This is a genomic window from Paenibacillus sp. 2TAF8, assembly GCF_052114825.1.
GTDB lineage: Bacteria > Bacillota > Bacilli > Paenibacillales > Paenibacillaceae > Paenibacillus.
Genome location: NZ_JBFRFN010000004.1, coordinates 68,619 through 88,050, shown reverse-complemented (window position 1 = coordinate 88,050; position 19,432 = coordinate 68,619). Strand labels below are relative to the sequence as shown.

At 47.9% G+C, this 19,432-nt stretch carries 16 protein-coding genes and 1 pseudogene; 14 read left to right on the top strand and 3 right to left on the bottom strand.

Features of this window, described 5'->3' with window-relative positions; all coding sequences use genetic code 11:
• Positions 1–933: 933 nt before the first annotated feature.
• The 3 genes and pseudogenes from AB4Z30_RS07700 to AB4Z30_RS07690 form a co-directional block, all read left to right on the top strand.
• Positions 934–1,371, top strand: a pseudogene (locus tag AB4Z30_RS07700) (HNH endonuclease); the annotation flags it as partial.
• 337 nt (positions 1,372–1,708) lie between these two features.
• A complete protein-coding gene (locus tag AB4Z30_RS07695) occupies positions 1,709–2,368 on the top strand; it encodes a TVP38/TMEM64 family protein (protein WP_441924933.1) in 660 nt (219 codons plus the stop codon).
• A gap of 143 nt (positions 2,369–2,511) precedes the next feature.
• Positions 2,512–3,588: a DUF1835 domain-containing protein gene (locus AB4Z30_RS07690; protein WP_441924931.1), complete on the top strand. Its 1,077-nt coding sequence runs from the start codon at positions 2,512–2,514 to the stop codon at positions 3,586–3,588.
• Between the two features lie 52 nt (positions 3,589–3,640).
• On the opposite strand, the gene AB4Z30_RS07685 is transcribed toward AB4Z30_RS07690, so the two are convergent.
• A complete protein-coding gene (locus tag AB4Z30_RS07685; protein WP_441924929.1) occupies positions 3,641–4,168 on the bottom strand; it encodes a cupin domain-containing protein in 528 nt (175 codons plus the stop codon).
• Positions 4,169–4,321: 153 nt separating this feature from the next.
• On the opposite strand from AB4Z30_RS07685, the gene AB4Z30_RS07680 reads away from it, so the two are divergent.
• Positions 4,322–5,323 carry an NAD-dependent epimerase/dehydratase family protein gene (locus tag AB4Z30_RS07680; protein ID WP_441924927.1) on the top strand — a complete coding sequence of 334 codons (1,002 nt, stop codon included), beginning with the start codon at positions 4,322–4,324 and terminating at the stop codon, positions 5,321–5,323.
• A 183-nt stretch (positions 5,324–5,506) separates the two neighbouring features.
• Here the strand turns inward: AB4Z30_RS07680 and AB4Z30_RS07675 are convergent, their stop codons facing one another.
• Positions 5,507–5,683 (bottom strand): CsbD family protein, encoded by a 177-nt coding sequence (locus AB4Z30_RS07675; protein WP_441924925.1) that lies wholly within the window; start codon positions 5,681–5,683, stop codon positions 5,507–5,509.
• Between the two features lie 799 nt (positions 5,684–6,482).
• Here AB4Z30_RS07675 and AB4Z30_RS07670 point away from each other — a divergent pair.
• The 10 genes from AB4Z30_RS07670 (at position 6,483) to AB4Z30_RS07625 (ending at position 16,995) form a co-directional block, all read left to right on the top strand.
• Entirely contained in the window at positions 6,483–6,920 is a 438-nt protein-coding gene (locus tag AB4Z30_RS07670; RefSeq protein WP_441924922.1) for a DUF1641 domain-containing protein, read from the top strand.
• A 24-nt stretch (positions 6,921–6,944) separates the two neighbouring features.
• Positions 6,945–8,126 carry an NAD(P)/FAD-dependent oxidoreductase gene (locus AB4Z30_RS07665; RefSeq protein WP_145333676.1) on the top strand — a complete coding sequence of 394 codons (1,182 nt, stop codon included), beginning with the start codon at positions 6,945–6,947 and terminating at the stop codon, positions 8,124–8,126.
• Between the two features lie 666 nt (positions 8,127–8,792).
• Entirely contained in the window at positions 8,793–9,437 is a 645-nt protein-coding gene (locus AB4Z30_RS07660; RefSeq protein ID WP_441924920.1) for an SDR family oxidoreductase, read from the top strand.
• Between the two features lie 54 nt (positions 9,438–9,491).
• Positions 9,492–10,244, top strand: coding sequence for a response regulator transcription factor (locus tag AB4Z30_RS07655; protein ID WP_441924918.1), 753 nt, complete (start codon positions 9,492–9,494; stop codon positions 10,242–10,244).
• Positions 10,241–11,635: a sensor histidine kinase gene (locus AB4Z30_RS07650; RefSeq protein ID WP_441924916.1), complete on the top strand. Its 1,395-nt coding sequence runs from the start codon at positions 10,241–10,243 to the stop codon at positions 11,633–11,635. The genes AB4Z30_RS07655 and AB4Z30_RS07650 overlap by 4 nt, the downstream gene beginning before the upstream one ends.
• Before the next feature lie 156 nt (positions 11,636–11,791).
• Positions 11,792–12,667, top strand: a complete 876-nt coding sequence (locus tag AB4Z30_RS07645; RefSeq protein ID WP_441924914.1) for a PepSY domain-containing protein — start codon at positions 11,792–11,794, stop codon at positions 12,665–12,667.
• 220 nt (positions 12,668–12,887) lie between these two features.
• Positions 12,888–13,541 carry a PepSY domain-containing protein gene (locus AB4Z30_RS07640; RefSeq protein ID WP_441924912.1) on the top strand — a complete coding sequence of 218 codons (654 nt, stop codon included), beginning with the start codon at positions 12,888–12,890 and terminating at the stop codon, positions 13,539–13,541.
• A 306-nt stretch (positions 13,542–13,847) separates the two neighbouring features.
• Entirely contained in the window at positions 13,848–14,249 is a 402-nt protein-coding gene (locus AB4Z30_RS07635) for a hypothetical protein (protein ID WP_441924910.1), read from the top strand.
• A gap of 330 nt (positions 14,250–14,579) precedes the next feature.
• Positions 14,580–15,326, top strand: a complete 747-nt coding sequence (locus AB4Z30_RS07630; protein ID WP_441925356.1) for an ABC transporter ATP-binding protein — start codon at positions 14,580–14,582, stop codon at positions 15,324–15,326.
• A gap of 1 nt (position 15,327) precedes the next feature.
• Positions 15,328–16,995, top strand: a complete 1,668-nt coding sequence (locus AB4Z30_RS07625; RefSeq protein ID WP_441924908.1) for a hypothetical protein — start codon at positions 15,328–15,330, stop codon at positions 16,993–16,995.
• Positions 16,996–17,998: 1,003 nt separating this feature from the next.
• Here AB4Z30_RS07625 and AB4Z30_RS07620 read toward each other — a convergent pair.
• Positions 17,999–19,366 (bottom strand): Glu/Leu/Phe/Val dehydrogenase dimerization domain-containing protein, encoded by a 1,368-nt coding sequence (locus tag AB4Z30_RS07620; RefSeq protein ID WP_441924906.1) that lies wholly within the window; start codon positions 19,364–19,366, stop codon positions 17,999–18,001.
• Positions 19,367–19,432 lie beyond the last annotated feature (66 nt).

Sequence of the window (19,432 nt, the reverse complement as noted above, 5' to 3'; positions counted from 1 at the left end):
CCTGCATCTGAGTTTCGGCGCAGAACCGGGAAACGGGCGAGTTCAGGTGCCAGACGCGGAGCCTGTCGTCGTTGTCGTCAGCTCGGTGTCCGAGAACATCATAATGGTGATATGCAGGTGGCCCAAGGGGCTGGATCTGCAAAGTTTGAGCATCGTTATGGTGGATTGGACAAGAACCTTCGGGAAGAAAGGCTCCCATCTCCGGTAACGAATGAGCGGGAACGAAACGAGCGTATTTTATTACAGATGGCTGATGGGAATGATTCGAGCCGCGACCGGGGAAGACATGTCGATTCACAAGCATTGGCAAGCCTGGCATTTGTTCAGGTTGGGGCTGTGCCTACGGATCAGACGATGGAAGATGAGGCAGCTTCTTCGATCTTTCCCTCGACTAGCCAGCGTAAGAAAAGACGAAGACGGCGGAAAAGAAAGCCGTCAGAGATGTTGGACGCTCATGCTTCTTTTGGGGCAGAGAGCGAAGGTAAGCAATCCACCGATCCGCATGCGGTGGATTCAGGGGCTCCGGGCGGGGAGCATCCGCCCGGAGATGTGCATTCGCCAGGCGTAGCCGTTGCGAATGGCAAGGGCAGTGCACAGCGGGCGCGCAAGCGAGCTGCCGCTGCAGTTCCGGCCGCCGAGCAAGCAACGGCGGCCCAAGCGCTGCTGCCGGCTACGCCGCAAGGCCCGGCAGCAACGCCAGCGCCTGCGCCAGCGGCTGCAGACCAGCCGCCCGCAGCCCGGCGCAAACGCAAGCGGCGTCGCAAGCATGCGGCCGCGCTCGCGCCCGGCGCAGGGCAGGCCCGCAGCGTAGCTGCTGAGGCTCCTGCGCCGGAGCCAGGCCTTGCCCGTGGCGATGCCAGCCGCAGTCACGTGGCTGGCATGGATGGCCGTCCGCGGCGACATCACGCGCCGCCGGCAGCGATTGACCCCGAGGATCCGGCTTCGCTTCGGACGAACCGGCAAGGCATGGTGCGCATGCGCGGCAAAACGGACAAAGGCCGCCGCTGGCACCAGGAAGTGGACATGGAGCTTGCCGTTACGCTGGTCAAGGAAAAAGCGGCTGTTGTGGTCAATCGGTACACCATACGCCGATTGTTTAGCAACAAGGATTTCAAGCGGTTTATTCTGGATCGGGATAAATATACCTGTCATTTCTGCGGCTCCTATGGAGATACGATTGATCATCTTCTTCCCCGAGCGAAAGGCGGTCATACCACTCCGCTCAATTGTGTCTGCGCTTGTAATTTGTGTAACCAATCGAAGGCAGCGATGGATGCGGACGAGTTCATTCGTTCGGGAATTCCAGAGTGGAATGCAGCCCATCAGGCAGAACTGCTTGAACTTGAGGTGCAGGAAACGGTACTGGAATAAACCATAGGGCATGTTATGCTACAGAATGCAGAAGATTCTGAGCTTTCATATGTGAAGCACACCATGATGAATTTCGGGTGTGCTTTTTTGGTTTTGCATTCCAATCTGAATATTTCTTCAAATTGACAACGATGCAACATCCCAATGTACGTTATACTTGGAGGGCGGCAGTCACATCAATTCAATATGTTTAACGGGATAAGGTTATGCGTTGACCTTAGCAACAGAGGACACGGACTGAGCTAATTCATTTTCTCGAGTTGTAAGTATTTCAACAACATGTACTGCATCGTTGTTTATACGGATGAAATAGATTGAATAGATTGGAAGGATGCGGATGACACCGGCAGCACTCGATATTATGTCATATATCACGGAGGAAAATATTCGGTTCTGGCTTGAGAAGTTTCGTTCTCTCGGTCCATTGCCGGGCATTTTGCTTACGTTTATGAAGTCTTTTGTACCGCCGCTTCCAACATTATTGATTGTGGGTGTTAACGGAGCGGTGTACGGGTTGTGGGCAGGATTTCTATATTCTTGGATCGGCATGGTGCTTGGTTGTACTGTGACATTTCTGATCGTACGAGAGATCGGAAAATCTACTTTTGTGGAAAAGTGGGCGCGTAAACCGCGTGTGCAGCGCAGTATGGTATGGATTCGCAGAAACGCATTCAGTTATGTGTTCCTGCTTAGCATTTTTCCCGTGGGTCCATTTGTCATTATTAATGTGGCTGCAGGTATCGCCCGAATGCGATTGTTATCCTTCCTGCTTGCGGTTGGATTGGGCAAAGGCATCATGATTTTCTCTGTAACGTATATTGGCTCGAATGTAGAGCAATTTCTGGAGCATCCGGTACGCTGGATCGGCGTGGTGTTGTTCATTGCGGTATCCCTGTGGGCAAGCCGGAAATTGGAGCGTCACTTCACCCGGCTTAAACCGGATCAAGATGAAGGGATTCCGTTACATCAGGCTTCTGACAAATCGATATCTTCATAAACTTAGCGAGGCAACAATATAAGGAATACAGATCGCAAATCGCAAACCAAAAACAACCACAAATCGCATTCTGCATGATCGTAAGAACGCTATCTTTAATTGCTACTGCAAAGTGTACCGATCTAATCCGAGGAGGCCCCTGCATGATACAAAATGTCTTTGAGTTTGATAACGAATTACATCAGATGAATGAGGATGAGTTAAGATCACTGTTACGTGAGCTTTACCTGCGGACAGACATGGCACGGAGTGACAAGCTTAAAGATACAGATAACATGCCTTTTGCAGAGAGGCAGCACCAGTTGTTCAGCCGATTGCACGAAGAGCGGAAGCGTAGGCATACAGAACGCTCGATGTCGGATCTGCAAAATGCTCGGGAAATCCATATCGCAATCGGGGAATCTCCATTGGGAAGTGTCAAAGTAGCCATGGGGAAATTCCCTGATCGTGAACATAGACATTTCTTTTCTCTGAATGATCATTATGCTGTAGGTCCTTTGGGTGATCTGACGGATGCCGCGGTGTTGCAACGTAGACATCTGTGGCTGGCTGAGAAACTTTACATGACAGAGCACGGGCATTATGTTCTGCAAGGTTTGGAGCAGTTGCAGCGTATAGGGCCATTCATCGATTCAATTGCTGAAGGAACTCAGGTCATCATCTGGTATGCGAATAATGGTCATGAACGAACTGGCTTGTTATATGCGCTTCATCTGCTACGCCATCGTCAAAGTCCGATCCGATTAATCGATACTACGCAACTGTTTCAAGCCTTTGATAATGCCGAATCTGAACGGGATCTTGTCCGATTGGGTGAGTTGATGCCAAATCAACTGTCCTCGATGTGGGAGAATAGCATGCATGACGAGCCATTATCTTTCGAGCAACGGAGCCTTATGGAACAAGAGTGGCTTGATCTTGCGGCACAGCCCGGGACGCTGAGATTGATGAGGGATAATGTAGTTCATAGCGTACCTGAGGACAGTCTGGATGAGTTCATTCTGGAACAGGTGAAAAAAATTTCGGCTGAACGAAAATCCGGTGAATTCATCAATGCAGCTCGCATCGTGGGGGAGGTGCTCGGAAACCTGCATCAGGCTGTAGGTGACTCCTTTATTGAATACCGGGTACGTCAACTTGTACTTGAAGGTCAACTCGACATGGAAGGTAGCCCTCGTGCCATGCGTTTCTATCGCGTCCGACTGGCAGGGACAAAGTAGCTCCAATCGGAAAATCTCTCCCTGCTTATAAGGTTTTCATTATGATAACAATTCAAAACCGACGATTGAGCCACAGCTTGGTTAAAGGTCCACCTTCTCCATACACCGGGTCTGTGCCTGGTACAGGAACCTCTTGAATCTCCTGCAACACCTCAGGCCGATCACCTGGTTTGCCTGTGCGTGTATTGTAACTCATACCTCCAGGATATGCTCCGGCAATTCGAAAATCGGAACTGGCTTCCAGACGTTTATGGCCGGTTCCGGCAGGCAGTACAACGACATCCCCGCTCTCCAGATAAACCTTCTGTCCCTTCTCGCCGCCTAGAATCAACTTCACAAATCCGCTCATTACGGCAAGTGCCTCGTGTGCATTGCTGTGATAATGATGATAGTCAAATACACCGTTAATCCAGCTGTTGCCCCAGCCGTTCCGGTTTAAGTTAAATTCAGCACGGGCAGGTTCACTCCGCCAGATTCCTTTGTATAGAAGTACTGGGAGATTCGGATGATTTGGAATGACTCCATCGTCTTGAAAATACAGGTGCTGGATAACGCTGTCATCTTGCTTTGGATTACTCATTTTGGCTCACCTCTTTCCATGTATTAACCTTCCTGGAAGCGAACAAACAAAAAAACAATGTAAAATGATACAAATTGTATCATTTTTAGGTTATAATCGATACAGACACTCTCTTTAAAGCGCCCGATGTAAAAATGGATAGGGGGAAAATGTGTGAACATCGTGGTTACAGGAGCTTCTGGATTCGTTGGATTTAATCTTTCACAGTTTTTGGCGAAAAAGGGACATCAGGTCACCCTGCTGGATCAGGACGACTATTGTCAAAGACTTGTTCACCGTCCTCCACTGCATGACATGCCTTTTATCAAGTGCAACCTCGCTGAAGACAGTCTTCATCTGCCCCACAACACAGACTACATCATTCATCTCGCAGCCATGCCTCATGTCGACTATTCATATCATCAGCCCGCAGAGGTGTTCCGCAACAATACCCTCAGTACTCAGGCCATCCTGCAGTATGCCACCGACCATGATATCCCTCTTTTGCTTGCTTCATCCGTTGAAGTATACGGCGGTGAATGGGGCCGAGTTTACAACGAGTCAGACCCTTATGCACCGGTCTCCCCTTATTCTGCTTCAAAAGTAGCCTGCGAGACACTCGCACAATCCTATGCTCAATGTTATCAGCTTCCAGTGAAAATAATCCGTTTAACCAACCTGTACGGACCATGGCAACTGCCTGATCGCATTATTCCGCGGAACTTCGGGCGGATGCTTGATGGATTGCCGCTGGATATTCAGGGGTCAGCTGTACGTGATTTTCTGTATATCGATGATGCATCGCGAGCGATCGAACAGATTATGATTAATGGTCAGGATGGACAGACCTATAACATTTCTTCCGGTATTGGAACGACAATGCAAGAGATTGGAATGCTTCTGGAGCCGCTGAACCAATCCGCAACAACGAAGGAGATACGGGAACTGGAGCCTACGCAATCCAGAGGTTCAAGCCTGGTTGTTCACTCCGGCAAGTTGCGTGCGGCGTTTGGCTGGTATCCCCAAACGACACTGGAGCAGGGGCTGGAGCAAACATTTCAATGGTATCAAAAGCATGCCGATTGGGTGAGGCTGTTCAGCCGGGAGTATCATACAACACGTGAAAGCCGCAGTTTTATCATTGATATGGCACGGTATTCGGTACCTGCGATATAAAAACAAAAAAAGCCAGGGAAGGGTGATTGTTTCAAGCGCCTTCCTTGGCTTTTTTGTGCCTCCGTCAACAGATTTACAGAGTTAAAACCGATCTGTATCTGGACGGTTAGGCTGGTTTACCTCTCTCTAGCTATCTTCACACTAGGTGTGTAGAGACATGCAGAGTATGCAAATCGGATTGCATTATTCGTGATGTTTTTTCACATCGGCCACTTTATCTTGAACGGCCCCTTTGGCCTTATCCATTTTACCCTCAGCCTGAAGGGACTTGTTGTTCGTTGCATTACCGATCTGATCCTTCACTTCGCCTTTGGCTTTGTTAATGCCTGCTATGATTTTATCGCCAGTTGAATTACTCATATCGAACATCTCCTTCGTTGTCTGGTGTAGTCCTTATTAACCGGGCTGAAGATAATTTAAACGTTAGCGTTCAGAAGACTTTCGAGAATGTATTCGTAAGTGTTGTCCGATTGATGTTTTTCTTAGTTCCTCAAGATCACCTTAAAATGATTAAATTTAGATTGCTTGAAGTTGTGAGCGGACTTCCATTGACGGCCTTTTTGCATTCTCATCCGAAAATGTTCATACTTGAGTATGAAAGATGTTTACAATGTGAGAATAAGGGCGGGGCTGTCGCTGCATAATAACCAAAGTGACCAAATTCGTTGCATGAACGGTAAATTTTTGGAAATACATTCCTGAAAAAACGTTCAACATGCACTTTCATATGTGCTTTTCGTACATATGGTTTGTTGTGATCATGTCTTAATACCACATATGGTAGCTTGTGACGTTTGGAAAAGATAAATGACCATTCGTGATAAGCCTGCACGCCTTGACAAAAAAATCGATTTTGTTACAATGTTCACAATATCTTCACAAGTGTAAAAAATTTCTTTTTCATGTTCATGTGTAAGAGGTGTAATATAAGGGTATAGAGTTCGGTTTCGGCCTGCTTGTCGTTTTGTGCGTCAACATGTGTTGTCCGCAATAAGACCCAACATACCATGCATACGTGAGAGCGGTCTTCGGCTGCGCTTATCCTAATGTGTGAAATTTGGTACATTTAGTGTATTGATGTATTTGTGGTTCGGCTCTGCTTGACAGGCATCATGAAAGTCGCGGACTTCTATCCCAAAGTAAAGGAGGACTTTCTCTTATGTCACAATCGCCTACTCAACAAGAGGTGTCAGTAACAGAAGGCGCCGAGCGCCAGTCCCTGGACGTACTGGATCAACTGATGAAGCCTGAGGTACAGGAGTCTCTAACTGTATTGGTGGAGAACCTGCCTAAATTGGCTGAAATGGTTACTGCAATGACGAAAGCTTACGACTTCGCACAAGGTATCGCTACAGACAAAGTTCTGATCAGCGACACGATGAGTGCAATGGGCGAGTTCGCTAAGCCTGTTGTAGACAAAGCTAAAGGTGTAGCTTCTGCTGCCATCGAAGCAAATGACCGTGCGCAAACAGAGCAATCTTCAGTTGGCCTGTTCGCTATGCTCAAAATGCTTAAAGATCCAAACGTACAACAAACGCTTCGTTTTGCTCAATCTTTCCTGAGCATCCTGAACGAGCGTCAACAACCGAAACGTTAAGACTTAGAAGAACGGAGGATGGATATGTCGAAGCAAATTTTGATCTTGGGTGGAGGATACGGCGGTCTATTGACTGCGCTGACTGCGCGTCAATACTTGACTCCGGAAGAAGCGACAATTACTGTCGTGAACCGTTACCCTACACACCAAATTATTACGGAACTGCACCGTCTTGCAGCAGGAAGCATTTCTGAGCAAGCAGTTGCTCTCCCGCTTGAAAAATTGCTGCGCGGTAAAGATGTGAACCTGAAAATCGACACGGTGGATACAATTAAGCCGGACGAGAAAAAAGTTCTCATGACTAGCGGCTCCACATACTCTTACGATGCGCTTGTTGTTGCTCTGGGTAGCGAAACAGCTTACTTCGGAATTCCAGGATTGCAGGAATACAGCTTCACGCTGAAATCCGTTAGTGATGCAAACCGAATTCGTGCGCATGTTGAAGCACGTCTTGATGCATACAAACAATCCGGCAACAAAGCAGACGCTACGTTTGTTATTGGTGGCGGTGGCTTGACGGGTATCGAGCTTGTCGGCGAATTCGTTGATCTTCTTCCAGGTGTATGTAAAGAGAAAGGTATCGATTTCAACGATATCTCCCTCTACACGGTTGAAGCAGGTCCTTCCATCCTGGCAGGTTTCCCGCCAGAACTGGTTGATCGTGCGAAATCCAGTCTCGAAAAACGCGGCGTAAACTTCATTGTTGGCGTAGCTATTACCGAGATGAAAGAAAACGAAGTTATGCTGAAAGACGGCAGCTCCATTCCTACGAACACACTGGTATGGACTGGTGGCGTACAAGGTAATGCAGTTGTTGCTAACAGCGGAATTGAAGTGGATCGCGGCCGTGCGAAAGTAACGGAAGTTCTGCAATCTACATCTCACAAAGATGTATTTGTTGCTGGTGACAGCGCAGTAGTCTTCCCTAGCGAAGGTGCTCGTCCGTACCCTCCAACAGCACAACTGGCTTGGCAAATGGGTGAAACGATTGGTCACAACCTGGGCGTAATGTTCAAAGGTGGCGCAATGGAATCCTTCTCGCCAATCTTCTCCGGTACGCTGGGAAGTCTGGGTCGTAAAGATGCTGTCGGCATGATCGGTGGCAACCAGACTCGTCTGAAAGGTCTGCCTGCAACCATGATGAAAGAAGCAAGTAACATCCGTTACCTGTCCCACATCCATGGCTTGTTCGCACTGGCTTATTAATCTATAGCACTAACGTTAGAGGGCGCCCATTGGGCGTCCTTTTTTGGTATGTACTTTTGAACATGAACATGATGGATATGAAACTAAACGAGACAGAAGAGAGTTGTTTCGTGCAGATCGTAATACATAATGAATTCATATAGGACAGTGAGCAGCTTATCCCCGTATAACATCTCGGGCTCAGTAAGGATAGGTTACTTAACGGTATGAATATGGAGCATTATACAGATATTAAACGGAATGATAGACACGGATAGAAGCAGGAAAGAAATGAAAACAGAAGCCGGAGAGAAACAAAAACAGAAGCAACAGTAGAAGAGAAGAGGGAGGCGTGACCATGCTTATCATGTGCAGGGCAGCGTGTCCGTACCTTTTACAAAATCATGTTGGTATTCAGTACTATGTGTACTACGTAAGTGTCACAGAACCTCGATTGGAGGAAGTGTCGTATACAACAGAGGTAGGATGAGAGACAGAATGATTTGGCACGGAGCCAAGATGTGTGTAAGCGATGTGCAATTCTGTCTGCGCTTAAAAGCACCCGCTTTCGTTTAAAAGATAGGATGGATGGGGAATAATTAAAAATTTTATAAGAAGATCAACAACATAACAGGCGTAGAGTGAGATTAAATCACTCTCGTGCCTACCCTGAGAGGAGAATAAACAATGAATGTACTGGTGATTGGAGCAAACGGACAGATTGGTAAACACTTGGTAGAACAGCTGGCACAGGAAGGCAAACATCAGGTCACAGCCATGATTCGCAAGCCGGAGCAGGCAGACGCATTGAAGGAACTAGGTGCACAGGTTGTCATGGGTGATCTGGAGGGTACAGTGGATGAGCTGGCCGAAGCGATGAAAGATCAGAATGCCATTGTGTTTACGGCAGGTTCCGGCGGTTCGACGGGCCCGGACAAAACTTTGCTTATCGACCTGGATGGTGCGGTGAAAACGATGGAGGCTGCAGAGAAACAAGGTATTTCCAGATATATTCTGGTCAGTGCCTATGGTGCAGATCAGCGCAGTAAGTGGCCGGAAGAGATCAAACCGTACTATGTGGCTAAGCATTTTGCGGATCGGGCCTTGTTTGCCAGTGACCTGAACTACACGATCATCCGCCCCGGAGGTCTGAAAAATGAACCGGGCACCGGCAAAGTGGCTGTGGGAACTGAACTGAAACCGGGTAGCATTGCTCGCGAAGATGTGGCACGTGTCATCGCTGCCTCCTTGCAGGAAGAGAAGACCTATCGGATGGCCTTTGATCTGGTGGCTGGAGACCACTCCGTTTCCGATGCTTTGGGCAAATTGTAAGCAGATGTTGTAAAATGACGAGAGAATGATATGACGGGGTGAGGGGGAATCAGCATGAATGAAGCTGTGCTGGTCATTGAAGATGAGCCCAAAATTGCACGACTGCTTGAACTGGAATTGCAGTACGAAGGATATCAGGTCACGAAGGCAGGCAGTGGGACGGAAGGGCTGGAAAGGTACAGTGAAGGACAATGGGATCTGATTCTACTGGACATCATGCTGCCAGGCCTGAGTGGTATTGAAGTTTTGCGACGGATTCGAGCGAGAGATGCCGTAGTCCCGATCCTGATGCTGACAGCCAAGGACTCGGTGGAGGACAAGGTGTCCGGCCTGGATCTGGGTGCCAATGACTATATCACCAAGCCGTTTCAGATTGAAGAGTTGCTCGCACGAGTCCGGGCAGCATTGCGTCTCGCCGCGGCAGCTTCTGCAAGAAAGACGGTTCATGCCTTGGAGCAGGAGGCAGAGCAGGGAACGTCGGATCAGTTGCAGGAAGCGCAGGAGGAATGGTTAACTGCTGCGGGTTTGAAGCTGAACGAGGGAACACGTGAAGTGTTTCGGGATGGACAGGCTATCGAACTTACCCCGCGTGAGTTTGACCTGCTGGTATATATGCTGCGTAATCAACGTCAGGTCCTCAGCCGGGATCAGATCGTACAATCGGTGTGGGGATACGATTATTATGGCGATACCAATGTGGTGGACGTGTATATCCGTTATGTGCGCAAGAAGGTGGATAACGGATTCACACCACCCTTAATACATACCGTAAGGGGCGTAGGATACGTCCTGAAGGAGCAATCATGAGCCTGCGCAGTAAAATCTACGGATACTCGTCGGTTCTATTTGCTGTGCTGTTAATTGCAGTAAATCTGTCTGTGTATCTCGTCTTTGAGCGAGTATCCATCAATAATGAGATCAGACGAGTGGAAGCCGAGGCGGATTCGATCGTCACAGGGGTACGTCAGTCAGCCGGCTCCATCCCGCCAGATGATCTGCTCCGGGCCTATGCGCCCGTGAATGGCATGCTGCGAATTGTGCATGAAGATGGAAGCAGTTCTCCAGTAACGACAACGGGAGCATCCGAACAACTCAGCAAGTTGTCTTATCAATATGAGAATGAGAAGAAGGCAGAGTATACCCAGGTGGATCAGGTAGGATATGTGTGGGTATCCATGCCATTAATCTGGCCGGACGGAGAAGTGGTAAACCTGCAGCTAACTCAGAGTGTGGCTGAAACAGAGAATGGACTTGCCACCCTGCGTACAGTATTAGTAATCGTGACCATTATTGCACTGATTCCTGCCGTGATCTCCAGCCGAATTTTGGCGAATCGCATGACAAGACCGATCCAGCAAATGACACGTACAATGAGTGATATTCAGGCGAGTGGACAGTTCAAGCGACTTCCGCTGGAGGCAAAATCAAAGGACGAACTGAACACGATGGGACAGACGTTTAATCGCATGATGGAACTGCTGGAATCAAACTTTGAACGACAGGAGCGTTTTGTATCGGATGCATCCCATGAACTGAAAACACCCCTGACCATCATTGAGAGTTATGCCAGTCTGCTCCAGCGCCGGGGTAAGGAGCGCCCTGAAGTCTTTGATGAAGCTGTGGAAGCGATCTTGTCTGAATCGGTACGTATGCGTGAGATGACAGACCAGTTGTTGCTGCTGGCCAGGCAGCCTGAGCAATGGAATGTACAGCTGGAACGTGTAGATATTACGAAGCTGGCTGCGGATTCCGCACGTGCGTTCCGCGAAGCGTACCACCGGGAAGTACGATGCTACGCTTCAGGCCCGATCTGGGCGATCAGCGATGAGAGCAAGCTGAAGCAGATGCTGTTTATATTACTGGATAATGCACGGAAATATAGTGAAGAAGCTATTGAAGTCAAGCTGGAGGCACAGGGCGAGAGCTGCCGGATACGAATCGTAGATAAGGGCATCGGTATGCGGGAGGAGGATCTGGCGAAGGTGTTCGACCGTTTCTACCAAGCGGATGTCTCCAGAACACGAAGCGGCAGTGCCGGCGGGTCCGGACTTGGATTGTCTCTTGCCAAAGAGCTGGCAGGCGCCGTGGGAGCACAGATTGAACTTTCCAGTACCGAGGGTATGGGTACGGAGGCTTGTATTATTTTTCCACAATTCAGATCCGAAAACTCAGCCAGTCCACTTAGCTCACTCTCATGAAATTCTCATTCTTCTCTTCTATACTGGATGGAGTGATTTAATCTGAACTAAAAATGTTCACCTAGAACAATCCAGAGACAGTATAAGTTGGAGAGGTGCTGTGATTCCTGGATTTTTGGAATATTCCCTTTTCTAGGGGGCAGGAACTGGCGGCATATGCGTGAAGATGTTGGCGAAGGTGAGGAGGAAGTGCATATGACAGAGCAGGAACAACGGCCTGAAATGATACGAAGTGAACATAAACATAAGCATGGGCGTGAAAATAAAAATACAGACAGAAGTAATATAGGTAAAGGGTCGCGAAAGTTACTGTGGTGGGGAGCTGGAACACTGGCTATCGTGCTCCTCGCCGTATTAATATGGTGGAAACCGTGGGTACCTGCCCGTCAGCAGTTATCCGCCGATGCAGCAGCACAATCTGTGCTGAATCAATATCCGGGGGAGATCATTCATTCCACCCTGAAAGATGGTACGTATCTGATGCAGCTTCGTTCGGAGACAGGTCTATACGATGTGCAGGTCGATGCGTTTACGGCAGCTGTCCAATCGATCAAACGTCTGGAAGCAAGTCCGCAGGCTGAAGAGAAGACGTTGTGGGGCCGTGAACAGATGAAGTCGGAGCTGCTGAAGCAGAGAGCCGGGGAGACGCTTGTGTCGCTGGAGTTAGTTGAACAGCAGGGCAGCCCTGTGTACACCGCAGTAGTGAAAGCCAAGGACAACAGCCGTCAAGAACTGACGATTGATCCGTATACAGGAGAGATTCTTTCCTCCAAAGCGATCAAAGCAACCCCTGTGTCCGGCGGTGGAGGGACAGAGAAAGCGCCGCAGTTTCTAAGTGAGAAACAGGCCAAGCAGAAAGCACTTGCGAGGGTTCCCGGCGAGGTGGATGATGTGGAGCTGCGTGGTACGAACAGTGGCAATCCTTACTACCTGGTCGAAATCGATCTGAAAGACGGACGGGAAGCTACGGTGCAGGTGAATGCAATCTCGGGTGCTATTCGTTCGGTAACTTGGGATAAGGACGACGATTAAAAGTATTTTTAAAAATAAATAGATTGAACAGTTTATGTTAAAAAAATGCAGGGAACGTGTAGCGATAACCACTAGGTTATATCGTCCTATAAAAAGGTGTAAGCATACTCTCCCCATTTTCTCATCAAATTCTAATCTTTCTCTCGCTGATCTCTCATTCGTTCAGGTTATTCTATATTTGTAGACGAGAACGAGAATATTAACGAGGAGATGAATGATGATGATGAACAAACATAAACTATGGATTGGTAGCTTGTCCGCAGCAGTGCTGCTTGGTGGGTCAGCCGTTGCAGCCAGTGGTAATATCAATGGACAACCTGCCCCGCAAATACAAGCTGGAACAACGCAGTCCGCACCAGCATCAGTGACACAGTCCACGAGTGCAAATCAGAACAACACAGGTAAGCTACTGACAGCATCACAAGCCAAATCCATAGCTCTGAAAGCAGTGGAAGGCAAAGTCGACGATGTGGATCTGGAGCGCAGAAACGGTCAAACGTTTTATGAAGTCGAGATCGACAGAAAAGGTAGCCCGGATGTGACGGTTAGATTGGATGCGTACACGGGCAAGGTGCTCGCAGTGATCAATGATGACGACGACAATGACGATGATGATTATCGTAATAATGGAACAGCTAACTCTTCGAGTGAGTCTGCTTCCAATCAGGTTAAACTGACGGTTGCGCAAGCTTCCAACATTGCACTGAAACAAGTGACCGGTGGGAAAGTAACAAAGGTAGAACTGGATCGTGACAATGGCCGCTATGTCTATGAGATCGAATTAAGAACGGCTCAAGGCGAGGCAGATGTTGATATTGATGCAAACACAGGCAAGGTGTTGTCGTTTGACCAGGATTTTGATGATGAGGATTGATGGGTAGCTTCCATATCATACTAGTCCGAAACAGTGTGCTTAGGCTACAAAGCTTAAGTCTGATGAACCAGACAGTAAGACGCTTCGAATGAAGCGTCTTTTTTGTATAGCTTTATGGACACCGAATTATTTAACAACTTTCCAACTACTCATAACGTTATTTTGTTCAAGACCTAGAGGAGGGGAGGGGTTCCAGATAAGCCTACTCACAATACGTTTTTTTCAATACAGATATAGGTAAATCCGAACTAGAGGTCATTGAATTTGCTAATACATACTATAACTATGATTGAGGAGTGACCTCCAATGAAAAAAAAAATTATCAGTACTACATTAATAATGACTGTTATAACAGGGACTGCATTAAGTATTTATGCTAGTAATAATTATGGTGAGGGCAAGGCAGATATCCCATCGAGTCCTGCTACTCACAATGGGATAAGTACTGATAAGGAAATGAAAATAACTGACGTTGATAACCCAAACAATCCCTACGTTACTGCTTCAGTGAAATTGTCAGAAGAGGATATTAAGAGTGGTCAAGAAAGTCTCGACAGTATAATTAATCCTTTTGGAACTTTTAATAAGGTGGCCCAAAAGGACTCCTCCATTTCCGAAGAGGAAACCGTTGATAATTTAGATGATGTCGCTGCTGATACAAAACAGATTCTTCATTACGGTAATTACTTTGTTAAAAGCGATTCTTAGAATAAATCTTTTGAAGAAAGAAGCCTATATACTGGGTTTCTATATAAAGGTAGTAAGTATCCTTAAGTAGACGTTTATATTTCAAGCATAGCTAAGGAAACGATCTGCATGGCTACATCGCGAATAATTGTAACAACATTTCGTTGCTTGTAATATGGCTTTCGAGAATGATGAGTCTCCTAGACTACATAGGAAGTTGAATCCAAACTGTGGTAAACTAGTAGAATTGTAGAAAATAGTAGAGAGAAGGAGCTGGATAACGAAGTGGCTTTAGAACAAGAGTTGTCAAAAACGAACAGAGAACAAGTACTATCAATTGAAGGCTTACGTATGAGGTATAACGGGCGTTATGTGTTGAACGGCATCGACCTGGAAGTTCATCGAGGAGAGATGATTGGATATATCGGGCCGAACGGAGCCGGCAAGAGTACAACGGTGAAGATTATGCTCGGGTTGGTAGAAGGGTATGTGGGGAACGTTCGTATTTTTGGTCAGGATATCGCAGACGGCAATGTGGAATATAAGCGCAGAATCGGTTATGTGCCTGAAGTGGCTGAATTGTACGAACAGTTGACTCCAGCCGAGTATCTGACGTTTGCCGGAGAGTTATATGGCTTGTCCTATGAAGATGCGGATTATAAAGCGAAGCTGCTGATGGATTGTTTTGGACTGGAAAAATCATACCACTCGCGCATTGCCTCCTTCTCGAAGGGGATGCGTCAGAAAGTACTGTTGATCTCGGCACTGCTACATGATCCTGATCTGCTGTTCTTGGATGAGCCGCTCAGCGGACTGGATGCAAACAGTGTGATGGTGGTGAAAGAGATTTTGTCGCAGCTGTCAGCAAAAGGTACAACGATCTTCTATTCGTCACACATTATGGATGTGGTGGAGAAGATCAGTAGCCGGATTGTACTGATTGCCGAGGGCCGTGTGGTAGCAGATGGCACGTTCAAGCAACTTCAGCAGCAATCGATGGAAGGGTCACTGGAAGAAGTGTTTAACCAATTGACAGGCTTCAATGAACATAAGGCGATTGCTGAGCGCTTTGTGTCGATTGTGCAGGAGGTGAACTAATATGGCGGAACCCTCCGATTTTCGTACGCTCAAAATTCTGGATCGTTTTCGGCCTATTATCGCCAAGACGGGTGCTGATTATGATGTGCTTCGCCTTATTTTACGGGTGAAATTTCAGATGGATCAGCGCAGAGTACCCACGATTATGTCAACCAGAACCAAGAGCAAGGAAAGCAAAGAAGGTAACCAGTATGTTCGTTCCCTCTGGCTGTATGCCCTGATGGGAGCAATCATGGTTCCCTTTGTCGTCTGGAATACAGGACAATTCATGCTTCAGATGGGCATTCTGTTTGGCGTGCTGATGTTTATGATTATGACGTCGATGATTTCGGATTTTTCATCCGTGCTTCTGGACATCCGGGATCGCAACATTATATTGACGAAACCGGTCAACGCTCGAACCGTGGGAATGGCCCGAGCTATTCATGCAGGGGTCTATCTGGTGCTATTGACGGGTTCGGTGACGGCTGCGCCGCTCATTGCCGGGTTGGTTACGCACGGGATTGGTTTCTTCCTACTCTTTCTGTTTCAGATTATTCTGATTAGCATGCTGATCCTGGTGACCACATCCCTCATCTATCTCTTCATGATGAAGTTTCTGGATGGGGAGAAGCTGAAAGACATGATCAATATGGTGCAAATTCTGCTTTCGGTGGGGATTGCAATTGGATATCAGTTTGTCGTTCGTTCCTTCGATATTATTGATTTTAAAGTAGCTTTTACGCCGGAATGGTGGCAACTGCTGTTACCTCCGCTATGGTATGCTGCTGCATACGATTGGTTATTCGCAGGTCGTGGCGGGCTGTGGATCTACACGTTGACAGCGCTTGCTGTTGTTGTTCCGGTGATATGCCTGATCGTATATGTGAAGCTTATGCCATCCTTCGAGCTGTATTTAGAAAAAATGGCTCATTCCGGCCAGACATCGAGTCGCCGCCGTGGAAAATGGGATCGCTTGGTTGCCAAGCTGTTCAGTCGTTCTACCGAAGAACAAGCCTGCTTTCGCCTCTCAGCCAGCATGATGCGCAATGAGCGGGAATTCAAGCTTAAAGTATACCCTACGCTAGGTTTTTCGTTAGTAATGCCTTATATTTTCTGGTATACGGCTCTACAATCATTGAGCTGGACGGAGTTCAGACAAAGTTCATTTATGTACACCTTATACATTATGCTGGTTCTTTTGGTAACCACCGTAATCATGCTGAAATATTCTGGCCAGTACAAGGCTTCATGGATCTTTCGTGTGGCGCCGATGGTGAATGAAAATGTATTATATCGAGGCGCCCTGAAGGCGTTTCTAAGCAACATATTTATACCCGTATTTCTGTTGAATGTGATTGTGTTCACATGGACATTTGGACTTCGAATTTTGCCAGATGTTGCGGTTATTCTGCTCACAGCTACGGCGCTAATCCCGGTATCCGGCAAGTTTATGCTGCAAAAGCCGCCGTTCTCCCAATCGTTCAGTGTGGCCCAGCAAAGTGACGGCTGGTACATTTTCGCTGCTTTACCTGTATTCGCTTTACTGTGGGGTGCTCATGTCTTCTTCCGCTCCTTCTCCGGAGGTGTCTGGATGTACGGTGTGATCTTGATTTTGGCGAATGTGCTGTTATGGAAGCTGTTGTATCGGGTGAAGAAACCAGTGGTCAAGTCGTCTGCGGTGGTTTGAGTTAAAAAGCATCTTGGGAACATGTCCAGAGTTTTAATTGGATGATCTGGGATTGACTCAAGTGTAAACTTTTGCAGTAAGTCTATGCAGTAAGTATCTATGTCTATTTAAAACTCATTCTATGTAGTAACTCTATTTGATAACACTGTTTAATAAGTCTACGTAGTAACTCTATGCGGTAAATACTATGCAATAAGTCTACGTAATAACTTTATGCAGTAAGTACTATGTAATAACTCTATGTAATAACTTAATGCAAAAAGTACAATGTGATATCTCTATGTAGTACCTCTACTCTTGAATGATGTATGTAAACTTTTAATTTAGCTCCGTGTGCAACTTGTAATTACCAGCACGCGGGGCTTTGTTTTATCATAAGGGTGGTCAGCCAGGGAAAGATGCGAAGAGGTGGAGTAGGGTAGAGGGGAGTTCAAAATGAAGTGAATGAACTGAAAAGTGACAATGACTGAAGTAAGATGGACCAAGTGCAATAAGTAACCCACAGTGCACTAGAAGCCAAAGAAAGTGGAGTAGATAGGATAGTAACCCGAGTAAGTAATTTCGGCAAAGTAGATAGGGATAGGTAATCCGGTATAAGTAACTCAAGTGCAGCAGATAGAGAGAGGTAACCAGAGTAAGTAACTCAAAGTGAGTTTGTATTCTAACGATCTCAGATGAGCTTATTTGGACGAAAAGTGGCTCTCATGAATTCTAACGATCACCAGGAACCTTATTTCTGCACAAGAGGGTGTTTTAGTCCGAAGAAGAGCCGATTTTTGCAAAATAGCGTCTCTGGTGATCGTTAGCTTGGGAAAACATGCGAAATGGGCCAAATAAGCTCTCCTGAGATCGTTAGAGTGTTGCGACAAGTAAATTAGGCGTAAATGTAAATGTGGATGTAGGTGAGGAACTTTTAGAATAAAGAGTTATGCAAGGCTCCGAATGAAAAAGATTGAAACAGTACTAGCCCAATCATTGCAAAACATAGCTGCTTCAACCACATTTATTGGGGCTCATCTGCCTGGCCAGATCGCAGAATAGCCTCAGCCAGATGATCTGCAGCATCTGCAGTGGAGATTCCATTTCGCGCAGCTTCTGCGTATACCTTGCTGAGGGTTGTGGCAATCCCCGCCACCTTTTGGCGAATCAGGTCAGGCCCGGCGCCCTGCAGTTCGCAGGCGGTGCTGATAATGCCGCCTGCGCTCAGCACGTAGTCAGGCGCGTACAGGATGCCGCGCGCCTGCATGCGGCCAACAACCAGCTGACGTTCACTCAGCTGGTTGTTGGCCGCCCCGGCGACAATGGAGCAGCGAAGCTCCTCCACGGTCGCCGGGGTCAACACGCCCCCTAGGGCACAGGGGGCGAACACCCTGCAGTCAGCGCCGTGAATATGGGCCGGATCGGCCGAAATGGCGCCGCTGAACTGCACAAGGGCACGTTGTACACGTTCCTGTACAACGTCTGCCACGATCAGCCGTGCCCCGGCTGCATGCAGGTAACGGCACAGGGCATACCCGACCTTGCCCAGTCCCTGGACGGCAACGGGAATGCCCTGCAGATCGGCTGCGCCCTGATGGTGCAGAGAGGTGACAATGCCGGTGTACACGCCGTAGGCCGTCATGTCGGCAGTGAAGTCATCCTGTGCGCCAAGCGAACCTGTGGTATCCGTCACATATGCCGTCTCCACCCGGATCTGGTCCATGTCTGCCGCCGTAGTGCCTAGATCCAGACCTGTCACGAAGCGGCCGTTTAGTCTCTCCAGACAGCGACCTAATGCCCGGAAGCGCAACGCACGCAAATCTTCACCCTTCGCAGAGTCTGCCAGTCCTGCGCCAAGCGTATCACCCTTCGCAGAGTCTGCCAGTCCTGCGCCAAGCGTATCACCCTTCGCTGGGTCTGCCAGTCCCGCACCAAGCGTATCACCCTTCGCAGAGTCTGCCAGCCCTGCGCCAAGCGTATCACTTTTCGCAGAGTCTGCCAGCCCTGCGCCAAGCGTATCCCCCTTCGCAGTACCCGCCAGTGTCTTGCTAAGTGTACCTTTCTTCACGGGGTCCACCAGCGCGCTGCCTTCCCGTTTTTCCTTCATCGCTTCTGTCCGCTCCGATGGGCCAGTCACGTCCCAGACGACTGCTTTGCCCCCGCCATAAGGAAGGCCTGCCATGGCATTTTTGTAAGTCATGCCTTTGGCCAACTTCACCGCGTCCTGGATTGCTTCTTCTTGAGATGTATAGGTCCAGCATCGACATCCACCCAAAGCCGGGCCCAGAGAAGTATTATGAATCGCTATGATTGCTTTAAGTCCGCTGGAGGAATCGTAGCAAAAAACAAGCTCTTCCATGCCTTCCCGCTCTATTTCCTGCCATATCTGCATGGTACACTCCTCCTTTGATGTTAAACCGGTAATGCACACGTAAGGTATTCCGGTTCCCGATGAGAC